Raw genomic sequence first — 25,645 nt, 5'->3', positions numbered from 1 at the left:
CATGAAAGAGAAATTGATTTTGGAAATAAAAACCGCAATGACAGAAATAGTAAGCCAACAACAAATGGAATTATTAAATATAGTTCTCAATAGAAGTCTTGATAATATGTATGTTACTGAAATTGATACTGAAATTAAATGCTCCAAAACCAATAACCATAAACTCTTGTCCTTTTTTATTGCCTCAAAAAAAGTAGAAGGTTGCTCTGATAAATCACTGAAATATTATATCAATACGATTGAAAAGATGCTTCAAAAAATAAGCAAATCAGTTATTGATATTTCTACTAATGATTTGAGAACCTATTTATTCGAATATCAGGAATTAAAAAAATCAAGCAGAGTAACTATTGATAATATGAGACGAATTTTTTCCAGTTTTTTTACTTGGTTGGAAAATGAAGATTATATTTTAAAAAGTCCCGTAAGGCGTATTCATAAAGTAAAAACGGGACGACTTGTAAAAGATATTTTAAGTGATGAACAGTTGGAAATTCTTCGTGATACTTGTACCGAAATTCGAGATTTAGCTATGATAGAGCTGCTAACCTCTACAGGAATGCGTGTAGGAGAGTTGGTGAAAATAAATCGAACAGATATTGATTTTTATGAACGGCAGATTGTAGTTTTTGGTAAAGGTAATAGTGAACGAGAAGTCTATTTTGATGCACGTACCAAAATTCATCTGAGAAAGTATCTTGAAACGAGAACAGATGATAATAATGCTTTGTTTGTTTCTTTAGCCAAACCTAATGGCAGACTTTCTATTGGTGGCGTTGAAATGCGATTGCGAACATTGGGCAAAAAGGCTCAAATTGACAAGGTACATCCTCACAAATTTAGAAGAACACTAGCTACAATGGCAATTGACAAAGGTATGCCTATAGAACAAGTCCAAAAGTTACTCGGACATGTAAAAATTGATACCACCATGCATTATGCAATGGTAAACCAAACAAATGTCAAAAATTCTCACAGGAAATTTATTGGATAAGATGAAAAAGATTAAATTAAAGAATGTCGTTTCTTATTCAAAACTACGATCCAATAATAAAGATCTTAACTTAGAAACTTATATTACTACCGATAATTTATTACAAAATAAATTAGGCATTAAAATTGCCAATAGTTTACCGCCAAGTGGGGATTCATTTCCTAAGTATAAAAACGAAAATATTTTAGTTTCTAATATTAGACCGTATCTAAAAAAAATATGGTTTGCAAACAAAAGTGGTATTTGTTCTTCTGATGTCTTAACTTTTGAAACACAAACTGGATTTTCTTCCAAATTCATTTATTACAATCTTTTCCAAGATGCATTTTTTGAACATATGATGAAAGGAGCAAAAGGCACAAAGATGCCTCGTGGCGAGAAAAGTCAAATATTAGAATTTGAAATACCTGATTTTCCTTTTTCTGTTCAAGAAATGATAGCTAAAATTTTATGGTCAATAGATAATAAAATCCAACTCAACAATAAGATAAATGATAATTTATCGAAGAGAAAACTACAATTTTATTTTACTTCTCTTCTTATTAATCTTTAACCGTAATCTGACCATTCATCAACATCGGCAACAACCAATCGCGAAGCGAAGCAAGTTCTTGGTTTTCTTTCAGATTCTTTAAAATCATTTCGAAATGAGAATTTGATATTTTATAAAATTGCTTTATTAAATTATCTTCAGGAATTACAAAATAAAGTTCTTTGATTTTATCCTGTGATAAATTATCTCTTGCTGAACCTGAACTTAGATTTATCAAATAATCGTACAATTGGTGTAATCCAAATTTTAAATACGGAACCAATCTTTTGTCTTTTGGCACAATCCCGCAAACCGCTTGATTAGTTGAGGCTTCAATATCAATTAAGCTAACTTGACCTGCCGTAGCTCCATACATAGCCATTAAAATAGTTCCTCTTTCAAATAGCTTTGCACTTGAATTTTCTATACCTTTTTGGGTAATAAATTTCTTTGACGATATAATAAAAGACGCATTTACTTCACCACTATTAATCCAAGGAATATTTCCATTTTCGAAGTATTCGTTTTTGGATTTTAAAGGTGTTCCCCCTGAACCCGTTTCTGCAATATCTTTGATTTTTTTCACCTCCCATCCCTCAGGAATTTCCCTCCTCAAATCATCACTCCAAACCATTTTCCCTCCTGAAGTTTTATACGGTTTTCCATTCGCATCTGGAAAATCAAACTGCACAAACCAATAATCATAAAGCGTTTTTGCCATTTGCTCTAAATTATCATTTATCTTATTGTTCAATTCAATTTTTGAATCTAAATCAGAAAAGACTTTGGCGATTTTTTTCTGAATTCTTTTATCAGGTATAGGAAGAACCTGTAACTTCAATGCTCCTTCATTTACTCTTTTCCGACCAGAAGTGCCTTCCATACAACTAATTGCTCGTTTTCTAAACGCGGGACTTTTAGCTAAATAAAATATGAAATCGTTAATTGTATTTTCATTCTCACGTAACACGATAAATTCAGAAGAACCAAAGGCAATTTCATTTTCTTCTAGTATATCAACTTGCGCGGTTTTACCATTTTCAAGACAAGGTGTTATTTTAGCAACAAGTGTATCTCCATTTCTAAATTTTGGCCCAGCACTGTATTCTGAAAATTCAAAACCATTTATTTTTTTTTCGAACACTTTAAGCTTATCCATTGGTATTTTCTTAGCAATTGTACCTTTTTTGATACTTTCACTTGGATTAAAATCAATCACTTTACCAATTTCTACATTTCTCCAATTACTCATACTTTAACCCTTTCAAATTATTTTGAATTTTCAATATTTTATACACCTTCGTACAGCTATTTTTTGTTTTATTCATGTTCTAAATTCCCTAACTGTTTTTTAATTTCTTTGTCAAAATCGCTTTCAAAAAGGCGGTCTTGAATGATACGGTATTTTTCAAATTCGCTTTCGGCATGTTGTTTGGCAATTTGGGCGGTTATCGTTCCCGCATCTTTGAGGATTTTTCTATCGTCAAATTCCAAAAACAAGTCCAAACGTTTTGCCCAATCTTCCATCGTCATCGGGATTTTGCGTTTGGCGCGTTCTTCTGCCAATTCCAAATAGGCATTTACAATCCGTCCTAAAGAATCTAATTCGTCTTGATTGAGATAGTTTTTAGCAATCACAACATCTGTTCTCACTATTTTTCCTTTTGGGCTATTTTCCCAAGCCGTAAGTCCCATATTTTCTTTTGTACTATTGGCTCTATCTACAATAAGTTCGGCGGCCGTTTTGCCGTGAATGGCAAAATGGAGTTTGTTTTGCACTTTGGCAAAAAAGGTTTTTGTTGTTGGAGCTTCCTTGTTATAATCGACACTTGTAGTATAAATATCCGTAATCTTTTGGTAAAAACGTCTTTCGCTTAGGCGAATTTCCCTGATTTCTTCCAACAAACGTTCAAAATAGTCTTCGTTAAGAAAACTACCGTTTTCCATTCGTTTTCTGTCCAAAACGTATCCTTTAATCGAAAACTCCCGCAATACTGTGGTCGCCCATTGTCTGAATTGGGTTGCTTTTATCGAATTAACACGATACCCAACCGAGATAATAGCATCGAGATTGTAAAATTGGACATTGTAGTTTTTACCATCACTTGCAGTTGTCCGGAATTTCCGGATAACTGAATTCTCCTCTAACTCTCCACTTATGAATATATTTTTTAAATGCTCATTGATTGTTCGAACATCAACTTCAAAAAGTGCAGCAAGCATTTTTTGGCTCAGCCATACTGTTCCGTCTTCAATTTGAACTTCTATAGAATTATCCCCAGCTTGTTTAGAAAAAATCAAAAACTCAGCGGTACTGTTGCGAATCATTTTTTTGTTGGAATCACTCATATCTCAACCCTTTCAAATTATTCTGAATTTCGATTTCCAAGGTTTTACTTTCGTTAAAAAGGACGCTTAAATTGGTTTCAAAAGTTTTCATTTTTTCCTCAAATTCCTTTGCAGTAATATCCGTATATTCAATTTTTACTTCAAAATATTGTCCGGCACTGAAGGAGTAGTTTTTGGCCTTAATGTCATCCGCACTAATCACAACGCTAAAATCTTCTTCTGGAAGTTTTTTATTCATCGCATCAATAATACGTTGTTCTTCTTTTTTGCTCAGAACAGTACGTTGGTTTTTACCTTCTTTTATTGTGTCTCCTAACTTGGAGGCATCCAGTAAAACAATATGCTCGTTATCGGCTTGGTTGTCTAAAAACAATACCGATACGTTGGTTCCGGTACTGGCAAAGATATTACTCGGCATGCTCACCACGCCACGCAACATATTACGGCTAATCATGGCTTCGCGAATTTTCTTTTCAATTCCGCTTTGTGCCGTGATAAAACCAGTAGGTACAACAATAGCTGCTTTACCGGTTTTGCTCAAACTATACATGATATGCTGAATAAACATCAGGTAAATAGACATCGATTCTTTCTTGGCTTTCGGTACATTGGGTATGCCCGCAAAAAAACGGTCTTTGAATCGGTCTTTGCTCAAATCGGCCACAAAATCAGAGAAATCCAGTTTAAACGGCGGGTTGGACACAATATAATCAAACTTTTGGTCTAGATAATATGGTTCGGCTATGGTATTGGTTTTAATGATATTTGGGATGCTGTGCGATAAATTGTTTAGCACCAAATTCAGTCGCAGCATATTGGAAGATTTCTGCGAAATATCTTCGGAGTAAATACTACAGTTTTTTTCGCCAATGGCATGAGCAATATTCATCAAAAGTGTTCCGGATCCCGCACTAGGATCGTAACATGTCACTCCGCTTACTTCTTCATTGACCATAATGGCAGCCATGATTCGGGCTACGGCATGAGGCGTGTAGTATTCGGCATATTTTCCGCCACTGTCGGTATTGTAATCTTTAATCAGGTATTCAAAAATAGTGGCGAAGAAATCATATTTCTCTTCAAACATACGTTCAAAGCTGAATTCTACCAGTTTGTTGATTAATGCTTTGCAAAAAGCATCGCGTTGTGAACTATCTGAAATGTATTGACTTAAATCGTCAAACATTTTATCCTTAGCACCACCTGAAGATTTTACCGAGAAAATTTCTGAGTTTTCTATACTGATCCCACGCAAGGTATCGTCAAAAAGTCTGGCAAAGTCGTCTTGTGTTTGTTTGTTCCACAAATGTGTAATAGTCTGTTCCGCGTGCAATTGCGGAATATCAGGACCAATTAAGGCGATCAAAAACTTAAATTCTTCTTCGGATAATTGTTCTAATGTTTCCTGGAAGTTTTTTGCAGTCGCAAGTTTCTCATTTACTTTCTTAGCTTCATACTGAAACTTATCGTTCATGAACTTATACAAGAATACCTGCGTGATAATCTTAAATTCATTTCCATCATTGCCCAATCCGTAGTTGGCACAAACGCTTTTTAGGTTATCAATTAAATTTTTGGTTTGTGTGATAAAGGTAATATCGGTCATAGGGTGTATCCGTTGTATTGTTGCATGTACTCACTCACTATCAAATTGTTGATGGATTGTGTAGTATCAAAATCTAATTTTATATGTTGGTTCTTTATAAATTCATTGATGACTATTTGCATCAATTGTTTTTTGAAATAAGCTTCATTGCCTATCACATTTTTATTGTTTAATACTTGTTCATCTGTCTGTTCTTTCACGTTCATTAATGCCTCGTGCAATTGCGATTCTTTTGCAGAAATACTGCCGTTTTCGGATAATCGTTTGTGCACTCGGGCATATTTTTCGTCCTGTTCATATTTGGCTTTTAATAATGCATTTTTCCGATTCATTTCGGTTATTCGATCATAAATCGAATTTAATAATACTCTATTTTCACGCATATCGTCCTGAGTTACTTCATCAAGATTTTTCTTTTTGAAAATGCGCTCCAATTCTTCTCTCAGTGAAATAAATCGTGGATCTTTTGGGTCAAAATTATGCAATAATGCTTCACGAGTTCTACGTAAATCATTTTTTAACGCATCTGCCAAGATCATTTCTTCTTCGGATACTTTGGTAAACGTAAAGAAAATATCTTCAAGAGCGGTATTCAATAAGTTGGTTGTATCGGAATCGTTTTGAATACTCTCTATCAAATTGAGATTGTCTAATCGAGCTTGTGCCACCGAAAGCAATTGATTGAGTTTGTAAAAATCCAATTTTTGAAGCAAATCGTCATGATCTCCTAATCGGATGATGTTCTTCAGTTCTTTGGCATTTCGTAACGCTTTTATAATTGCCAATAAATCCTTCTTATCTTTAATTTCGTCAATTTGCAATCTGAAATTTTCTGCATTTTTGATATCGAAATGAAACAAATTTTCTTTGATTTCAGCAATCTCCTGGTTCATTTCCTCTTTTGATTTGAACAAGTTGCTGTAATGCTCCATTTCGTCACCGAGCTCAGCCTGTAATTCATCAAAATACATTCGGTTGGTTTTGTCAAAGGCAGCAGAAATATCTGCAAAATCGACTACATAACCATATTGGTATTTTTTATAAGGGCGGTTAACACGAGTAAGTGTCTGCAATAAATTGTGGTCTTTGATGACACGCGCCAAATACAGTTTTTTCAATCGTTTGGCATCAAAACCAGTTAATAACATGTTGTAAACAAACAATACATCAATGTCTCCTTTTTTGAAGGCAGCGATCAAATCTTTGCGAATGTCTTTATCGTTTATATCATGTAATATTAAGGCTGCTTTTAGTGATGGCTTAGTTCCGTACGGTTCTTTGCCTTCCGCTGCCAAATTCATGACATTGGTTTCCTGAATGCCATATAAATCTTCAAAATAGCGAAACAATTCTTTGGCTTGTTCTGCCGAATCACAAACCACCATTCCACCTAAGGAATTGTCGTATTCCTGTTTTTTAAAGTGCTGTAAATCTTTGACAATATAGTCCAGTAAGGGTTCTACATATTTGGGATGTGAATAGACCTGAGCTTTTTTGATACCGCCTTCCAACACATTAATCTGAGAAAGGATTTCCTGCATCTGCATTTTATAAGTAGTATCAATTTCTTCCCGAATCAAACGCAAGGTGTACCCATCGGCAATCGACATGTTGTAATAGTACTTATGGATGTAGTCGCCAAACAGAATTTTGGAATCATATTCTTTGATGACATCTTTCAGCAATGGCGTTCCGGTCAAAGCAATTTTAATGGCGCTTTTATCCGAATTAACCAGATTAGCTAAATAATTCCCTTTAGGATTGTAACTGCGGTGCGCTTCATCTAAAAAATAGATGCGCTGTATATTGATGTCATAATCTAAATTGATTGTAACCGTAGCGTCTTCCGTGAATTTTTGAATATTGATTACAGTAATTTCACTTTCGCCGCTGTGATTGTGAATAGCACCCACTTTTTTGATGTCATTCATGAAATCCAGACGCGAATTGACTTTGTTCACTTTCAAACCTCGATTAGAAAATTCAGTGGAGGCTTGTACTGCTAAATCAATGCGGTCCACAATAAAATAAAACTTCGGAATGATGTTTTTCTTTTGGTAATAATCCGTCAGGTATTTGACATTGTAATATGCCAAAGCCGTTTTTCCAGATCCCTGTGTATGCCAAATAATTCCTTTGGTAATGCCTTCGCTTAATTTTCTGCTAATGGCTTTTGTTGCAAACAACTGCGGATATCGCATGATGTGTTTTTGCAAATCTGATTTGCCGTCTTTTTCTTCTTCCACATAAGCCAAAGCAAATTTCAATATAAAAGCCAATCGCTCTTTATTGACTAATGAAGTTAGGATTCTATTGGTAGGCGTGTCATAGTGTTTATTGGTAGCAAATTCATCAGCATATTTAATAGCAGTTAAATGATTGTCCTTTAACACTAAGTTTTCCAAGACTTCATTCTCTGGAAGTAGGATCTCATTTAAATTGAAAAATTCCTCTTCCCTGAAATAATTGAAATTCAAATCATGATAGGCGCTCGTAGCATAATAAGCTCCTTGCAATGGTTCAATCACACCATCTTCATAATTCATGTTGTTGGAGAAAATCATCAATTGCGTGATGTTTGCAAAACGCTTGAATTTTCTGTTCTTAAAACGATCATTGATTCGATTGCGCTCTTCAATAATACCATTTTTATTGTTAGGCTTCTTGACTTCAATAAACACCAACGGAATTCCGTTAATCAAAAGGGTAATGTCAGGTCGAAACTCCTCATCGCCATTTTTGCACGTTAATTCCGTAGTAACATGAAACGAATTGTTGTTGAAATTATTGAAGTCAATCAGTTTGATACCAGAAGTAGCCGTGAGTGACTTATAGAAATCACGACCCAAATCATCATAATCCAGTTGCAGTGTGATTTCATCCAGCAATCTATTGATCTCATTTTCCTCAATAGAAGGATTAATTCGGCTAATGCTTTCCCTAAAAACATCCTGAAAGATATTGGTTTCTTCAATTCTATGTTGCTCATTTCTGGGAATGTAGGTATAGCCCAAACGAATAAGATGGAGTATAGCCGGTATTTTAACACGAGAATCTTCGTTGAAAGCCATTTAGGAATTTATTTACGATATGATAAGACTTTAAAAGTAATTGTTTTTGGATAAATAACCTATATAAATTCCGATCAGGTTATTTGTTTTTCTTCATCAATAAAAAACTGTTTTATAATCAGATATTTAGAAAGAAAATTAAAAAGAAGTTTTGTGTTTCGAGTTATTTTCGTTTGTCTGTCGCCTGTCTATCATACGCGATCAAATTGCATAATTCCCTCAATCTGCTTCTTACATGATTGCCCTACTGATTTTAGATTTCTTTCGCTAAATAAAAATTAGCAATAACTGAATCAGAGGCAACATGAAATTTGAGGTAGGTATGGTTGTATTTGGCTCAATTAAATTCGATATTATCTAAGGCATAACCAGTGTTTTTCGCTAATTTTTACTCCCCTAAAGAGTCTGGAAATAACAGTTTTTTTATTGGAAAACGTAATGTAAAATTTCAAGCCTCATAACACTGAGGTTGTTATTCCAACTGTTTTAATTCCTTTTCAATAAAGGCTTGCAACACTTCTTTGCTAGGTAGTTGCAGTAAATATTTAGATACAAACAGTTTTTCGTCCATTCCAGAAAGTGCATATTCCACTAGTTTTGTTCCTTTTTGGGTACATAACAAAATGCCTATTGGTGGATTGTCATCTATTTGTTTCACTTCTTCCCTATAATAGGAAACATAAGTGTTGAGCTGTGATAAATGTTCATGCTTAAACTGATCCGCTTTCAGTTCTATTAAAACATGACATTTTAAAATTCTGTGATAAAAAACTAAATCTACAAAATAGTATTCCTCATCTATAAGGATTTTCTTTTGGCGTGCTTCAAAGCAAAAGCCATTTCCGAGTTCTACTATAAATTCCTGTAAATGGTTTATCAATGCTTGTTCGAGTGTGTTTTCTTCAATTAAATTGTAGTTGCTTAATTTTAGAAAATCAAAAATATAATGGGATTTTATAGAATCTATTGGACTCGAAGGTTCAATTTTTTGCAACAATTCTTCGAATCCTGCAGCTGTACTTTGAGATAAACCGACTCTTTCAAAAGCAAGTGAATGAATTTGCTTTTTTAATTGCGCAACTGAGGGTTGCGTTTTTAAAATTAACAATTCATAAAACTGTCTTTGTGTTGGGTCTTTTATTTTGATAAGCTCTACAAAATGAGTGTACGAAATGGATGTTACGGCTTTAGTATTGAAATTAATATGTTGATTTGTATTGTTTTGTAATTCTGCGGTTGGTAACCGCAAAATGTTTAGGCTATTTAATTCTGATTTTGCGGTTGGCAACCGCAAAATGTTTTCAGCAATTAAATGAGCATATTTTTGATGGATAATGCTTGCGTAAAAAGGATAAGTGGTGTAGAATAATCGACATCTAGCTAATTCAGATGCAGCCAGTCCTTTTAGATTTATTGTTTTTGATAATTTTGAAATTAGCTTATCACCATAGGTTGCTCTGTCTTCACCATTTTGTTCAAATTCTACAATATAAAACCCAACCAGCCAATTACGAACGGTCAAAGAAATATTAACTGCTTTTACCGCTTCTTGTTGTAAAACGGCGTGTGTGTGTTGAATGGATTCGGCTAAAGAATCAAAATTTATCATAACATTAGTGTCTTTGGTGATTAACCATTAGTATCAAAATACCAACTTAACTTGTTGGAACATAAATCGTTTTTTTTCTTCAAATATACTTTTTAAACTTAATAACATGTCTTAAAAAAAGCAGGAAATTATGAATTTTCGCTAAGGTATTGAAAACAATTTCGAGCAAAATGTGTTAAACCGTAAAAGACATCACTTTTTTTGAAACTTACTTTCGTTTGTCTATTGCCTGTCTATCATACGCTATCAAATTGCATAATTCCCTCAATCTACTTCGTACCCGATTGCCATATTGATTTTCGATTTCGGTGGCGGATAGGTTGGTTGTTATGTGGGTTTGGAGTTTTTTAGATGTAAATATTTCGTAACGGCTTAATAGGATTTCGGCCATTACGTTGCATTCATTTCCGAAATATTTAAGATTGTTTTCGGTACCTAAATCATCGAAACAGATGGTTTTGGGTTCGGATTGGTAGAGTTTGCCTTTGCTGTATTTGTGGATGATTTCATAGCCGTCTTGAATGAATTCGAAACTGATGTCCCGGCACGGTTTCACAAAAAATTTGTGGTCGGTAGGTGTGAGCTGTTTCATTACATTCATCAGAGATGTTTTGCCACAACCAATGGGACCAGAAAGCAAAACCCCTTTATTGGGGTCGATATTGAATTGAAAACATGTTGGCTCGTCTTTGAGAAAATAGGCAATGAGTCTGAAAATAATGGGATGATCGTTTTCTAGGATTTTGAAATGGCAGCCGTAGAGTTCCACTCCTTTTTTTTCGAGCCAGATAATTACTTCTTCGTAGTTGTAGTGTGAATTTATTTCTTCTTTCATTTTTTGAAGTTGCTAAAGTTCTGAGAGTCTAAGATGCTGAGTTGAATTGAGAATCGAATTATAAACTGCTTTTCGACTGCGTGCAGGATGGTAAAGAACCTGAAATGAATTCAGGTTAAAGCGGTTCTGCATAGTTTTTTTCTGTTGAAGTGTTGAGGTGTTTGGCTCTATTGGGGTTTTCATTGGTTCCGAATTTGTTTGCATTTAGCATCCAATTTTGTGCTGCAGCTGTCCAATCGACCATTGCAGTTTTTCCACCAACGAGCCAACCGTTGCTGGAGAAGTAATTGAAGAATTTTTGGGCTTCGAGTTCAGGAAAGTTTTGTTGTTGGAAATAAGATTTGACATTTTCGATTGTTGGCTTCTCGACTGCGCTCGAAGTGACAAAAGAAACTTTTTCTTTTTTTGCGGAACTTTTTTCTTTTTCTTCAACAATTTCATTTTTAAAAATTAAATCTTCATTTTTAAAATTTTGGGGTTGCTCACCCAAGTTTAAACGATTTGAAATGTTTGTTTTGTTTATATTGTTTATAGAAGGTACTAGCGCTTGTTCAGTGCTTGTCCCAGAACTTGTTTCTTGCTTGTTCAGAACCTGTCCTGTATTTGGTAAAATTTTTTCGCTGTTGCTTGCTCTTTTTTGAACGGGTTTTAAGTCTTCTGAAAAATTGAAAAGGATTACCATACTGCCTTTGAAAGGATTGAATGAGGGTTCGTATTTGACATACCCCTTGTCATTTAATTCTCTCATACACTTGTGATAGGTTGCTTTAGAACAAATCTTACTGATGCGCATTACCTCATCTCTGGTTATGCTTATTGGATTTTTAAAGCGGTTTACATTCCAAAATTGGAATAATGCTATGTATAAACTGATGTGAGTTGGGTTGAGACTTCGATCCTGGACTATACGGTCGAAGAATCCGGTTAGGTGTTTGATGTAGTTCATTTTGCAAGTTTTTAAGGTTTTTCTTAAATTATTTTGATGCAAAAATGTTGGGAATGATTGGTATTTTATCACAAGTGAGTTCACAAGTTGTGAAAGAAAAACGGTAAGGATTGTTTTGTGATAGCTTTTGAGTAAATTTTATTCGAAGATCATTTTTTCTTTTCCTTCTAAGGAAAACAAACAAAAGGTCATGTCTGACTTTTTTTATAAAAAACATCATACGGATTTTCCCTATTGCGACGCCAACCGATCTTCTATAGGGGGTACTCCCAACTGCCACCGTTCAAATTCTTACGCTGATTTTTTATGCAAAAAATAAGGGAGGTTAAAACGACGGTACGAAAGGTTTAGTACTGATGTAGGTTTTTACTAGCTTGTGAATTTACTTTGTTGTTATTGATTTTTTAATGCAGTGATGAAGTAAGTTGGAGAGAGGCCTGTTCGATTGTTGAATGCCCGTGTGAATTTTTGGGTGGAACCGAAGCCTGCTTCTTCTCCTAATGCTTTGTTAGTGTAATTGCGGTATTTGCTTTCGTTTTTGAGTAATGCTACTATATGGTCGATTTTTAGATCACTAACGTATTCAATAGACCCTTTGCTTCGGTAGCGTGCTATAATTTTTGAAACGTATTTTGGATTGGTGTTTAAGATGGAAGCCATTTTACCCAAAGTCATGTCTTTGTCGAGGTACTTTTTTTTGTACTCAAATTTTTCCAGATTCTTTAAAATTACCGTGACAACTTCAGGACTAATGTCCAGTTCCATTTCTTTATTGCCGTTTTCTATGGCCAACGATTTGACTGTATCGGGTTCGCGATTCATTAATGTTGCGAACAACCTTTTGTTCCTATAATGTCTGCTAATAAAAAAAGCTATAATGATTGTCATTATGGTAATTATAATGAATGCTACCACTGTCCAGAATTGTTCATTGTCTCTTTGAGTTTGCAGTAATTTTTTTGTATTGTATTCTTTGTATATTTTTCCTGAAAGGTATTTGTAATCCTTATGGATCAGTTTGTCTACTTTTAAAAGGGTACTGACATAGTATAATTCTTTTTGCTTGTCGTTTCGCTGCTGATAATAGCCAATTAATAATTCGTAGGCTTCCCGTAAATCAGGACGTATGTAATTTTGCTTTTGGAATGCGTCATCCACTTTTTTTAAATAGGGCAATGCCTTTTCTTCCAAATTCTGCGACCAGTAGCTTTTACCGATGTAAAAATTAGCTACCGTTTCGTTTGCAAAGTCTTTGTTATGCCTTACTTGAGGCAAAGCTGCTGTTAATTTCTTTATAGCATCACTATAGTTGTGTTTGAAATATTGGTTTACCCCTTCGGATTCGATGAAATAGGATTGCATTTCTAAATTTTTATAGCGCTTACCAGCACTAAGCCCCAATTGATTGGTCTGGCTCGACAGTTCATATTTACCTATGCAGTTGTAGCAAAGTCCCAAAGAATGCAGAGAATTCAAATAAGCACGGTTATTTTCTTGCTTGAAATAGTTGACGCATTCTTTAAATAATGCAATTGCCTCATCGTAAAATCCAAGGTAAAACTTGGTTAAACCTATAGCGTATTTTAGTTTATATATGAGGTATTGGTTATTCGTTTTTGAAAGGTATTCGTCTGCTATCAAGTAATTATCAAGAGCATTCATTTGCTCTCTACGATCATAATATATTATTCCTTTTGTCATGTAAGCCGATCCGATTAATTCAATATCAGCCGTCTTTTTCGCCGCGGCTACTATACTATCGGCATAGATAAGCTGTGATTTTTTGTTGCTTTTATAAAGTAAGGCTTTATATGCCAACGCCATTTGTCCGTAGTTTTTCTCCAGTTTTGCTTTTGCTAACCATGATTTGGCATATCCTTTTTCTTTAACGCTATCTCTTTCCTTATATAATATGTTTTTGCTAAAATATTCATACCCTTTAGTCGAAAGACTGTCTGGGATTACGAAATCCTTTTGCTGTGCATTCGCAAAATGGCAGAAGCATATCCATAGTATAAGTAGGTGTTTTTTTGTCATATTTCTAAGAGATTTAGACGATGGGGCTGTTAATAAAGTTAAAGATTAATGTATTTACATTTTTATTTATTGTGAAATAAAAGCAGCTAAAATAAATTATTAGATGCAAGAATTACTCTTGTAAACCACTTTTTTTATTCCCGGAACTAACTTCTTGAATTGTTGTTCATTATTGCGAAATGGGTTCTGTTCAATTCGAGAATTACATAGTGTTGATTCGGGAATTGAACAGTTGTTGGTTTGTGGAAGGTAAAACTCCCCATTAGTTTTGCCTTGAATTCAAATGGTTTTGTTATGAGCAATGCCAACATCAATACTGTTCAGATTACCCCGGGAGAAATGAACTGATAAAAAAAATATCAGTAACATTTAAAACATTAACCAAAATGAAAAATTTCAATTTAAGTCTAATTATATTAATTTGTGGCTCTTTTTTGTTCATGCCTAATTGTAGTCATGCAAACACTACTTCATCGATTGCTAAACCCCTATCTAACTTAAATAAAACGGTTCCAGAAGACGATATTGACCCCGACTGGATTATATTTAGAGGTCATTTTAAAACTGATATCGATAGAACACAGCTATAGGCTAATGCGGCAAGATTGACAATTACTGGAAGTATTGTATACTATTATGAAAAGGAATAACTGTCTGCCATCTGTGATACTTAGTTTTTATAACTTTAAAAGGTTGCTCGATTTGAGCAGCCTTTTTTAATTTTCGTCTGCATCGTCCATGCGGATTATGAGTTTGTTTTTAAGGGTGTTCAGGAATTTTGTCCGATCTGATTTTCTGCTTCGGATTTCGAGAAAGACTCTGTGGAACTGCCCCAATTCAATATTGAATGCTGTTTCAAAAAAGTTTGTGACTTCTTTTAGACCCGCAATTCCATTATTAAAAACACCCTCGGTATGAAGCGCATAAATCAATTCAATTAATTCCACTTTTGAGGCTGTCCATTTAGGTCCTTTATTGTTTAGAGATGGGGAGTATTTTTTTATTGTCTTCCTTTCTGATTTTTCCATTTGCTTTTCCAGAAAGACTTTTATTTTATCGTTTGCCAGTATGCTTGCCACTTTGTAATCGTGTGAGGTATTGAAACGAGGGTCTGTCTGGAAATAAAAACTGTCCAGCATTGTTTTGGGGTCGCAGTTTGCTCGCGTAAAATAGGTACTATCGAGGCAGTTGTTACCGGTACGATAGTACCGATAGAATTCTTTGTTTTCCTTAAAAAATGCATTCAACTTGGAAAACTCTTTTTTGTAATATTTGCGTATTGTTTTTGCTGATCCCAAGGGTTTGTAGGTTTCAATAGTGTAGATTTTGTTGTAATAGACTAGTATAGCGGTAAACTTGGGTTTAATCTCTCTAAAGAATTCGATCTCTTCTTTTTTTCTTATCGACTTGTATTTTATGAAAAAGGTTTTTAGTTTTTCTAATGCAATTAGGGTAGCCTCCATTGCTAATTCAGCAGATTGTATTTTATTTTCTGTTTCCAGATGGATTCGTTTTAATTGTTGTTCCAGTTCGGACAATAATGATTCGGCAAACAATTTCATTAGGGCTGTTTAAGATTTACATTTGAGGTGATTCAGCAATTGAATCGGGGAGCAAATCTATTTGATGGTTAGTGGGGGTGCAAATGCCATGGTGTGGGATTCCCGAATTGCATAGTGAAATTCCCGAATTGCATAGTGGTTGTAAGTTGTTTTTTTTTATTTGAAGAGAATTTTTTCTTTTAGCTCACTTAATTTTTATTTTAAGTGGTGTTCGCTGAATCTTCGATTTGTCTTGATTACTCACTAGTTAATAATTTATTGGAGTTCGTGAATCTATGATTTCAAAAGAAACAAAAGATTAAACGTTGAGGAACACAACATGTTTTTAGCTAAATAGGAACATTTTTTCTTTTAGCTCACTTAATTTTTATTTTAATTGGTGTTCGCTGGATCTTCGATTTCCCTTGATGGAAAAGAAACAAAAGATCAAGCCTAGAATATTTTTACACCAAAAATCATCGGACGGATTTCCTTATCGTGACCCCAGCCGCTCGTGTTTCACACTCGACTCCGGGGTCACTCCCTGCGGCCAACGCGCAAATCCTTACCGTGATTTTAGACGTAAAAATATAAGGGCGGGGAAGAGGACGTTTATATAAGTTTATTGTTTACTCCATACGCCAATGCACAAATCCTTACTGTGATTTTTGGTTTGGCAACTATAAGGGCGGGGAAGAGGACGTTTTCATGAGTTTATTGCTCTCCCCCTTCGGCCAACGCGCAAATCCTTACCGTGATTTTTGGCGCAAAAATATAAGGGCGGGGAAGAGGACGTTTTCATGAGTTTATACGGTTAGTGCGCAAGTCCTTATCGTGATTATGAAGGGAAAAAGACGGTCATGAATTACTGCGTCAGTTCACTTCGTTCTTGTGCAATTCCGTGTCATCGGGCTAATTTTTTAGGACTGTCTAATTTGAAATGCCTTTTATCTTTTAAAAATAATATTGAATCACTTTACGTATTTGTTTACAATATAATGCGTTACGGGTTTTAATGCATGGTCATTTTCAGGATGCCTTCCATGGGTATTAAAAAAGTCAATCCCATTTTCTGTTTTGGCATACCATATTATAGCTTCACCATTTTTAAAAAAGGTGGTAGTATCGCAAACGTGAACCTTTTTAAGGGGTAAAATACTTTTATCTAAAGGAATTATTTTAAATTTTGCTGAATCATTGGGTAACTCGCAGTCAACATTTTCAAAGTGATCCCCTGACCACTGCATACATTGCTTCTTTTGAAATGCAAAATAATAAGTAGTTATCAAGCTAACCATCAATAATAGTATTACTATCTTTTTTTCATATTTTTTTTGATAAAAGGACTTATTGAAAAATTGTATTGTATCTGGATAAATAGTAACTTCTTCAGTTATTGCATGCCCCTCTTCAACTTCTTCACTTTCTCTGACAGGACTATTTCTTTCACTTTTTGAAAATTTCAAAAATGGTCTTGGTTGAAAATCTACCAAAATTGCAGCCAGATTTATGGCTTCAACATCCATCAAATTAGTTTCTCCTTTAAAGAATGTTTCAATGGGTCTAAATTTATCTGTTTGCCCTTTTAATTTACCGCTACAACTAGGACTAAAATCAAATCTAAAAAAAGAAGAAAAAACATTTAAATCGTTTTGATCTTTTTTTGATTTGAAAATTTCCAGGCACAAACTTCTTAGTTTGGCACGAGAAGGCTTTATAAAAATACTGGAATGCACCCCTCTTTTTTCTGTCTCATATTTTGCTTTTACTGCTATTTTATAATCTTCTAAAGTATTGTTCTCCATAAGCTGTGGTATTTTTAGGAATTGTCAGGAATGTCTAGGAATTGCAGGAATTATAGGAATTCCCAGTAAATACATGAGAAAAAGCATCTTTACTTTGCCTCAGAATTAGTTATTGTTCAATTCGCGATAAATGTACAAAACTAGTTCAATTAAAAGTGTGGCTGAACAGTGTAGTTTGTTTATCCGGGAAGTATAAATGACATTATACTGTTTTCGCCCACTTCACTTCCCAAAAGTAAAAATCAATTTTTAACGGCCAGCCCATTCAGGGTAATGATTCGATTTCAAAATCGAACGGCCAAACTTATGTCTAATTTTTAATTCTAAACCCATGAAAAAAATATTTTTAGTATCGTGTTTTATCATTGCAAGTGTAGCAATGACCTCTTGTACCAGTGATGATGTGGAAACAGCTGAAACAACCCCAAAAACGCTGAAGCAAGAATTGAGAGCTGATGCACCAGGAGATGGCTCAACTGGCCAAATTCCAGTTCCCAGACCCTAATAATAAGATAAAAATAAATTTATAACTGTTTTTAAATTATTTATGTAATTTCGGGAAATGATAACAAAAAAGTTACATTTCCCGATTTTTATTTTATTGCTGATGTTTTTTTATATCATTATGTCATGTAATGAAAAAAAGGTAAAACAGAGTGAATCTAATAATCATTCCCAATACAATACTTATTTAGATTTAGCCGAAAACTATTCCAGTAAGCAACATTATGATAGTGCTTTTTATTATTACAATAAGGCAAAATCAATTTGTAACGTACCACAAGACAATAACAAAATTATATATACACTACTCAATATAGCAATACTCCAACAAAATCAGGGCGATTATTCAGGCTGTGAAACCAGTGCAACGGAAGCAATCTCCTTTTTTGGCAAATCAACAAAATCGTATTATAAATGTGCCATTTATAATACCCTTGCAATTAATTATCAGAGATTATATGATTATGAAAATGCTGTTCATTATTATAGTGAATCGTTAAAACTAGCTGAAGATGAATTGCAAAAAATAATTCTTAAAAACAACATAGCTGTTGTCTATTTAGAACAGCAAAATTACCATAAAGCTATATTAAGTCTGTTGCCTCTATCCTTAAAAAAAGAGACACTAGAAAATACGGAAAATTATGCTCGTATTCTTGACAATTTAGGCTTTTGCTATTTCCGTCTGAAAAATTTAAAAAGTTTGCACTTTTTAAATCAGTCTTTACAAATAAGAGATTCCATTAAAGATAATATCGGATTAACTAAAAGTTATATTCATTTATCTGAATATTATAAAAGCAAAGACCCGCAACTATCCTACAGATATTCCAGGCAAGCTTACGATAAAGCCACTGAAACAAATAATGTTGACGACCGATTGAAATCTTTGACCCTTTTAATGCAAAATAGTGTAGGGACTGATTATAAGAAACATACTGAAACCTATCTCCGAATCAACGACAGTTTAACTCAGGCAAGACAAAAAGCAAAAAACCAATTTGCCAAAATCAAATATGATTCTACTGAAGAAAAGAATGAAAACCTGAAATTGAAGGCTCAAAAAACGGAAAATTTATTGCAATTGGAGCAACAAAAAAATGGCAATTATGTTTTGTCTTTTCTAATATTTATAGGATTTATATCTGCTTCCTTTGTGTTTTACTATCTAAAAAAGGAACGTCAAAAAGCTATTTACGAGAGTGAAACCCGAATGTCCAAAAAACTGCATGATGAACTAGCCAACGATGTTTATCAAACAATGACTTTTGCAGAAACGCAAGATCTGCAAGATCCAATAAAAAAAGAAACCCTTTTGGGCAATCTTGACAAAATATACGCCAGAACCCGAAACATTTCCAGAGAAAACAGTAAAATTGAAACGGGTACTAAGTTTGGGGAAGAATTAAAAGAAATGGTTTCGGCTTATTCCAGCGATCAAATCCAAGTAATTATTAGGGATAATGGTGATATCAATTGGTTAAAAATTCAACCCGAAAAGAAAATTGCTCTGCACAGAGTATTGCAAGAACTGATGGTCAACATGAAAAAACACAGTCAATGCTCATTCGCCGTTGTTAGTTTTGAATCGACTAACAAATGTATTGAAATCAATTATTCGGATAATGGAATTGGAATAGACAGTGCACTAATTTTAAAAAACGGACTACACAATGTGGAAAACCGTATTCATGCGATAAAAGGAACTATTACTTTTGACAAACAAACCAATAAGGGTTTTAAAGTAAAAATAACAATCCCTAAATAATTACTGAGTATGTTCAAAAAGGTTTTGATAGTAGATGACATCGATTTTAATGATATTGCAGCAGTTCAGGTTCTTGAAGAACTTGGAGTTCCTGAAATTGCTTTTACCAAATACTGTGATGATGCATTGTTAAAAATAAAAAAAGGCTTCAAAGACAACGAGCCTTATGATTTGCTGATTTCTGATTTGTCGTTTAAAGCCGATTATAGGGAAAATATCCTTAAGTCTGGCGAAGAATTAATAGCGTCAGTAAAACAATTGTTTCCGGAAATAAAAATCATTGCTTTTTCTATTGAGGACAAATCCTATCGCATAAAATCATTGTTTGATAAATACAGCATTAATGGTTTTGTGATGAAAGGCCGCAATAGTATTGCAGAACTTAAAAAAGCGATTGAAGTTGTTTATGACAATGACCAAAAATATTTGTCTCCGGAATTGAACTATATTCTTCAGGATAAAACCGTCAACGAAATCGATAATTACGATATTCAACTGCTCAAATACCTGTCTATAGGCGTGACCCAGGAAAATATGGAGTCCACATTTAAAAATGCCGGTATTACACCAAACAGCAAAAGCACTATCGAAAAGCGCCTCAACAAACTCAAAATTTACTTCAAGGCAAATAATCCGACACATCTTGTGGCAATAGCCAAGGACTTAGGATTGGTATGACATTAAATTAAGCCTATATCCAAAGTTTAAAATTTCACTTTTTTACGGTTTTCCGTAAAGGAGTTCGCTGCAGCAATTTTAAGTTTGCTTTATATTCCAAAATAATATGCGAGCCAATAATCAAACAAAACCTACTGCTTCAAAATACAATGTCAAAAGGAAAAACAAACTGAAAATAGTAGCTCACAAATCAAATTCATACGTTAAGCATTTATCTAGAAACAATACGTTTGTAATGTCTATTATTATAGCTACCGGGTGTATGACAAGTCTCTTCATTTTAGGGCTGACCAATTATTTTACTTCTCTAAATTGGAAAATCAGCTTTATTCCTCTTATGGTAGCTTTCTTACTCCTCTTTCTCTTGAACGCTTTGAAATATAGATTCAAAAAAATCTAGTTTATTTCTTCAGTTCAGCTAAAGCCTCGGGTGTTTTAGATAGTTGATCTACTTAGCGGGCACGGATTACAAATCCTCGATCGGGGTTTAACCGTGATTTATAGCGCTGGGTAATTGATTTGATATTAAAATAATACTAAAAAGTATAGTTTTATTTGGTAAATATGTAATTAGTTGTACTTTTGTCGCAACAGTACACACCACGCGATAGGTCTTTTTAACGAAGACACAGCGTCCCAGGGTGTGTCTTTTGCTTTATAAAGGTTTTTTTAAATTATAGTTTAACCCTGCTTTAGTTACATTTTTTTGTAGATTAGCAGGGTATATTTTTATATTATGTTTGAGAAAAAACCGACAACCATTCAGGAGCAAATAGACCAATTAATTAAAAGAGGACTAACCATAAAGGATAGAGACATAGCGGCTCACCATCTTTCACATATTAGTTATTATCGATTGGGAGAGTATTGGTATTCTATGCAGTCTGATAAGGAACAACATATTTTTAAAGAAAAAAGTAAGTTTGAAGATGTTATTGCTTTATATTGCTTTGATGGCGAACTAAAAATACTTTTGTTTGATGTTATTGAAAAAATTGAAATAAGCTTACGCACAAAACTTATTTACCATTTGTCGCATGAGATAAGTCCCTGGTGGTTCCAGAATTTTGATTTGTTTAATGATAGTAAGGCTTTAGTGAAAACCTTATCCAGTCTTGAAGAAGAACTTGAACGTACCAAAGATGACAGTATAAAGAATCATCATAGAAAACATAAGGACGATTTGCGTTTTCCTCCTGCTTGGAAATCATTAGAGCAGACTAGTTTTGGAGCTTTGTCCAAATTGTATGGAAACCTCAAACATACTGTAAGTTCTAAAGACATTATCGCCAAAGAATATGGAGCAGTCAACCACACTTACTTGCCTAGTTGGTTACAATCAATTGCTCAGATACGAAATTATTGCGCTCATCATTCTCGCTTGTGGAACAGAAATTTACCTGGGAATCCTAAATTATTGAGTGCACCACCTAACCCATGGATAGCGGATGTGCCAAAACAACATGAATTTCAGAAGCTGTACGTTCATCTTTGTTTGATGAAATATTTTTTAAATATTATACAACCCCAAAATTCATTTACGGAAAAGCTTTATGGGTTGTTTGAAAAGTATCCTAATGTTGACCCTAATGCTTTGGGAATGAAAAACAATTGGTATAATGAACCTTTATGGACTAAAGAATAAGACACAAAAACTTGTTTAAATTTTAATTACATTGTTTTACAAATCTATATTTGTTTTTCTTTTGAGAAATAATAGATTTCTCATTGCTAATTAATAAATTACTTCATTCGCAATCAGATTTTGGACAACTGACAATAGTTCGAGGCCATGAGACCTCGAAGAGTCTGGTTCAAAAAAATCTAGCCCACCATTACTTTAAATATAGAAACCATTAGCTTCTTGCAAGACTTGTTTTTCAGGAATACGTAAATATGTTTCGAAAAAAGCCTCTTTACGGATTCCCGTAAGGAATTGATTTTTATTGGGTTTAAGTTTGAATTAAATATTAATCAAATAAAAAAACCATCCATGAAGTTTCCAAAATTTATCATTAAAAAAAGTACCAACGATCAATTCTATTTTAATCTATGGTCAAAAGATGAAGCTATTGTTTTAAAAAGCGAAATGTACACTACAAAACAGAATTGCAAAAACGGAATTGAGTCCGTAAAAACAAATGCTCCATTGGACAAAAATTATGACAGAAAAATGTCTGATAACTCCAAATATTATTTTGTTCTAAAATCTCAAAATAACGGCCAAATAATTGGAACCAGTAATATGTACCCAAACGCATCGGATAGAGATACTGCAATTGAGAGCGTCAAAATTGATGCGCCAATTGCCGAAACGGAAGATTTATCTTAATTCATACAATCTATGGAACTCTCTACCCAACTGAAATCTTTGGCTGATAAAATTAATCAGCTCAAAGACAAAATTGAAACCGAAGAATCTACAAAACATGCTTTTGTGCTTCCTTTTATCAACATTCTAGGTTACGACACTTTCAATCCAACCGAAGTAGTACCAGAATTCACCGCCGATATTGGTCTCAAAAAAGGTGAGAAAGTTGATTATGCCATTATTCAAGATGGAGCTCCAATCCTGATTATCGAATGCAAGAATTGGAAGGAGAAATTATCCGTTCATAATTCGCAATTGTTTAGGTATTTCCATGTTACCAAAACTCGTTTCGCGCTTTTAACAAACGGAATTAGCTATCAGTTTTTTACCGACTTGGACGAAAAAAACAAAATGGACCCAAAGCCATTTCTGGAATTCGAAATCACCTCATTAAAAGATAATGTGATTAATGAAATAGCAAAATTTCACAAGTCCAGTTTTGATGTGAATCATATTGTAAGCAATGCCAGTGCATTAAAATACATACAGGAAATAAGAAAGCAGATTAATGATGAATTATCCAATCCATCCAATGAGTTTGCAAAATTGTTTGCCAATAAAGTCTATTCTGGGCGCTTGACCGAGAAAGTAATGGAAGAATTTAAAGATTTGGTTCAAAAAGGCTTCAATCAATTTATTAGCGACAAAATAAACGACCGCCTTAAGGCAGCTCTTACTAAAGAATCTCAACAACAAGAAGAACAAATTGAAACTTCGACAGAAGAAAGCAAAATTAATACCAGCGAAGAAGAACTTGAAGCCTATAAAATTGTAGTGGCCATTTTGAGACGGAAACTGCCAACCAGCAGAATTGTTTCTCGTGACACGCAATCCTATTTTGGAATTTTATTGGACGACAACAACAGGAAACCTTTATGCCGATTACATCTCAATGGTGGTAAAAAATATATTGGACTTTTCAATACTGATAAAACTGAAGTCCGCCAATCCATCCAAACCATTGATGATATCTATTTATTTGAGAAAGAGTTGTTGGAGACGGTGGGAGGATATGAAAAGGAATGAATCATATCTACTAGATGATGATATCTTTAATATTTATCAACATCAAACTAAATTTTAACAAAGAATAAAATATGAACGACATCATAACTAACGGAACAGAAATTAAACTAAGAATACTTTCTGAAATTAACAATGCAAGACAATGTATTTATGTAGCAATGGCCTGGTTTACAGATAGAGATATTGCAATGGCAATCATTGAAGCAAAAAATAGAAATTTAACAATTGACATTATTCTTTCTTCAAACGCTCAAAATGAAACTGTAAAATTAATGCTAAAAGGAGCAAACATAAGTGTACATGCTTTTGAAACAGGAGATGCACGCGGAATAATGCATCATAAATTTTGCCTTATAGACAACGGAATTTCCATTAACGGTTCCTATAATTATTCTATAAATGCAAGCAATAATAACGTTGAAAACATACAGGTTTCAGACGATATCAAAACATATTCTCAATTTTTGTCAGAATTTGAACGTTTAAGATATAACATTGACAACAATATAGGCGTAAATGAAATTATTCAAAGACCAGAAACAAAAATTCAACAACTTCAACCCATAAATGTTATAGACACTTTTGCACAACAATTACAAAATCTCATTTATTCGGCAGCACAAATTGACACGGAAAGCTACAAAGAGAAAGGTTATGAAAATTCAAAAGAAAACCAAGGCAGCATTGATATTTTCAGAACAGAGTATAACCGCATAAAAGAAACAATTAAAACTTATGCCACAGATGAAGGTTTGGGAAGTAAAAAAAATGTTCTAACATCTAATATTTCTAATGCTTTTGAAAGTACTAAATCAAATTTAGAAACAGAAAAACAAGAAAAAATAGCAGTTGAAAAAAGAAATTATGAATTAGAAAAACGACAAATCACAGATAAAATATCAAATTTAAAACAAGAAAAATCTATTTTAGAATCAGGTAATCAAAATACAGGCGAAAAAGGACTTTTCCAAATCAATAAGGAAATTGAGAAAAATAAACTTGAAAGAAGATCTTTAGAACAATCTTTTGTTGTAAAAAAGTTTTGGTCAATCGGTACTATTTTTATCGTGCTTGGATTAGCCATTTTTGTTTTTTATTTATCAGTATTTTTTGCTTCGGCTGTTTATAAAGTTTTTTTTGAAGGCAACGTAATTCGTGCTTCTTTGGAAGCGGGTATTAATCCTGGTATTCCGCAACTTGTAGATGCTAACGCAATAATTAAAATATTCAAACAACAAGGTTCATTATTCGGATTTATTGCTGCTCTTTTCTTTCTTATTCCAATTTTATTATCCAATTTAAAAATTATTGGAAGTGAGAAAAAATGGGTAAATGATCTTTTTTTTGTGGTTGGTTTATTAGTTTTCGATATTGTAGTTTCTACAATGGTTACTTTCAATACAGACGAAATAAAATGTTTGTTAGCAGGTAAAGAATCTACACTCCAAATTTGGCAAGTTGGAAAGCATGGTGAGTTTTGGTTGATTTTTGTTTTTGGTATGTTCCCTCTAATTATTACACACTTTTTAATTGATAACATAATCAATGCTTACAAAAATTCTCAACGAGAAATTGTTGACGCTGAAAAAAACAATAAAATTCAATTTTTAGATGAAGAAATGATAGAGCTTAATGCAGAAAAAGAATCTTACACAAACAAGGTTAAAGAAAAGGATAGTACAATTGATGAAAACAACAGTAAAATTGTTAATCTGGAAACAGAAATTAATAATTTCCAAAATCAAATAGAAAATAGATATGCAGAAATGCAAAGCCAAATTAAAGCTATATTCAATGATTTTAGTGCAAAAATAATAAGCGGTAAAATCTTTACTGATGTAATTTTGGCTAGTGTTATATCCGCTTACAAATCAGGTTTTATTGAGTTTCTTCCTCAATATTATTGCGCTGATGAAGTGGGTAAAAGGGTAAAAGAAATAGAACAATCAAACAATTTAATAACTCAATAGCAA

The 25,645-nt window shown here is 33.6% G+C and carries 19 protein-coding genes; 9 read left to right on the top strand and 10 right to left on the bottom strand.

What is annotated here, in order from left to right:
* Position 1: 1 nt before the first annotated feature.
* Positions 2-994, top strand: a complete 993-nt coding sequence (gene xerA, locus KZH69_RS11375; RefSeq protein WP_219317563.1) for a site-specific tyrosine recombinase/integron integrase — start codon at positions 2-4, stop codon at positions 992-994.
* A complete protein-coding gene (locus tag KZH69_RS11370; protein ID WP_219317562.1) occupies positions 960-1,547 on the top strand; it encodes a restriction endonuclease subunit S in 588 nt (195 codons plus the stop codon). The genes xerA and KZH69_RS11370 overlap by 35 nt, the downstream gene beginning before the upstream one ends.
* Here the strand turns inward: KZH69_RS11370 and KZH69_RS11365 are convergent.
* From KZH69_RS11365 to KZH69_RS11320, 10 genes are all read right to left on the bottom strand, one after another.
* Positions 1,537-2,778 (bottom strand): restriction endonuclease subunit S, encoded by a 1,242-nt coding sequence (locus tag KZH69_RS11365; RefSeq protein ID WP_219317561.1) that lies wholly within the window; start codon positions 2,776-2,778, stop codon positions 1,537-1,539. The two genes, KZH69_RS11370 and KZH69_RS11365, sit on opposite strands and share 11 nt — an antisense overlap.
* A gap of 68 nt (positions 2,779-2,846) precedes the next feature.
* The gene (locus tag KZH69_RS11360) at positions 2,847-3,875 is read right to left on the bottom strand and encodes a virulence RhuM family protein (protein ID WP_219317560.1); all 1,029 of its coding nucleotides are present in this window, start codon (positions 3,873-3,875) and stop codon (positions 2,847-2,849) included.
* The gene (locus KZH69_RS11355) at positions 3,868-5,481 is read right to left on the bottom strand and encodes an HsdM family class I SAM-dependent methyltransferase (RefSeq protein WP_219317559.1); all 1,614 of its coding nucleotides are present in this window, start codon (positions 5,479-5,481) and stop codon (positions 3,868-3,870) included. The genes KZH69_RS11360 and KZH69_RS11355 overlap by 8 nt, the downstream gene beginning before the upstream one ends.
* Positions 5,478-8,552, bottom strand: coding sequence for a type I restriction endonuclease subunit R (locus KZH69_RS11350; RefSeq protein WP_219317558.1), 3,075 nt, complete (start codon positions 8,550-8,552; stop codon positions 5,478-5,480). The genes KZH69_RS11355 and KZH69_RS11350 overlap by 4 nt, the downstream gene beginning before the upstream one ends.
* A gap of 472 nt (positions 8,553-9,024) precedes the next feature.
* The gene (locus KZH69_RS11345) at positions 9,025-10,161 is read right to left on the bottom strand and encodes a PDDEXK nuclease domain-containing protein (protein WP_219317557.1); all 1,137 of its coding nucleotides are present in this window, start codon (positions 10,159-10,161) and stop codon (positions 9,025-9,027) included.
* A gap of 208 nt (positions 10,162-10,369) precedes the next feature.
* Complete coding sequence (locus KZH69_RS11340) at positions 10,370-10,996, bottom strand: AAA family ATPase (protein ID WP_219317556.1); 627 nt, start codon at positions 10,994-10,996, stop codon at positions 10,370-10,372.
* Between the two features lie 115 nt (positions 10,997-11,111).
* The gene (locus tag KZH69_RS11335) at positions 11,112-11,942 is read right to left on the bottom strand and encodes a transcriptional regulator (protein WP_219317555.1); all 831 of its coding nucleotides are present in this window, start codon (positions 11,940-11,942) and stop codon (positions 11,112-11,114) included.
* 393 nt (positions 11,943-12,335) lie between these two features.
* Positions 12,336-13,979, bottom strand: a complete 1,644-nt coding sequence (locus tag KZH69_RS11330; RefSeq protein ID WP_219317554.1) for an AraC family transcriptional regulator — start codon at positions 13,977-13,979, stop codon at positions 12,336-12,338.
* Positions 13,980-14,695: 716 nt separating this feature from the next.
* A complete protein-coding gene (locus KZH69_RS11325) occupies positions 14,696-15,541 on the bottom strand; it encodes an RteC domain-containing protein (RefSeq protein ID WP_219317553.1) in 846 nt (281 codons plus the stop codon).
* A 950-nt stretch (positions 15,542-16,491) separates the two neighbouring features.
* A complete protein-coding gene (locus KZH69_RS11320) occupies positions 16,492-17,325 on the bottom strand; it encodes a hypothetical protein (protein ID WP_219317552.1) in 834 nt (277 codons plus the stop codon).
* A 331-nt stretch (positions 17,326-17,656) separates the two neighbouring features.
* On the opposite strand from KZH69_RS11320, the gene KZH69_RS11315 reads away from it, so the two are divergent.
* From KZH69_RS11315 to KZH69_RS11285, 7 genes are all read left to right on the top strand, one after another.
* On the top strand, positions 17,657-17,830 hold the full coding sequence (locus KZH69_RS11315; protein ID WP_219317551.1) for a hypothetical protein: 174 nt from the start codon (positions 17,657-17,659) through the stop codon (positions 17,828-17,830).
* 120 nt (positions 17,831-17,950) lie between these two features.
* A complete protein-coding gene (locus KZH69_RS11310; protein ID WP_219317550.1) occupies positions 17,951-19,597 on the top strand; it encodes a tetratricopeptide repeat-containing sensor histidine kinase in 1,647 nt (548 codons plus the stop codon).
* A 9-nt stretch (positions 19,598-19,606) separates the two neighbouring features.
* Positions 19,607-20,275: a response regulator gene (locus tag KZH69_RS11305; protein WP_219317549.1), complete on the top strand. Its 669-nt coding sequence runs from the start codon at positions 19,607-19,609 to the stop codon at positions 20,273-20,275.
* A 736-nt stretch (positions 20,276-21,011) separates the two neighbouring features.
* The gene (locus KZH69_RS11300; RefSeq protein WP_219317548.1) at positions 21,012-21,920 is read left to right on the top strand and encodes an Abi family protein; all 909 of its coding nucleotides are present in this window, start codon (positions 21,012-21,014) and stop codon (positions 21,918-21,920) included.
* Positions 21,921-22,268: 348 nt separating this feature from the next.
* Positions 22,269-22,607 (top strand): YegP family protein, encoded by a 339-nt coding sequence (locus KZH69_RS11295; RefSeq protein WP_219317547.1) that lies wholly within the window; start codon positions 22,269-22,271, stop codon positions 22,605-22,607.
* Positions 22,608-22,619: 12 nt separating this feature from the next.
* Positions 22,620-23,672 carry a type I restriction endonuclease gene (locus KZH69_RS11290; protein ID WP_219317546.1) on the top strand — a complete coding sequence of 351 codons (1,053 nt, stop codon included), beginning with the start codon at positions 22,620-22,622 and terminating at the stop codon, positions 23,670-23,672.
* Between the two features lie 71 nt (positions 23,673-23,743).
* On the top strand, positions 23,744-25,642 hold the full coding sequence (locus tag KZH69_RS11285) for a phospholipase D-like domain-containing protein (protein WP_219317545.1): 1,899 nt from the start codon (positions 23,744-23,746) through the stop codon (positions 25,640-25,642).
* Positions 25,643-25,645 lie beyond the last annotated feature (3 nt).

This window comes from Flavobacterium taihuense, from assembly GCF_019351435.1.
Classification (GTDB): domain Bacteria; phylum Bacteroidota; class Bacteroidia; order Flavobacteriales; family Flavobacteriaceae; genus Flavobacterium; species Flavobacterium taihuense.
The sequence above is the reverse complement of the archived record's forward strand: the minus strand, read 5'-3'. Positions and strand labels throughout refer to the sequence as shown.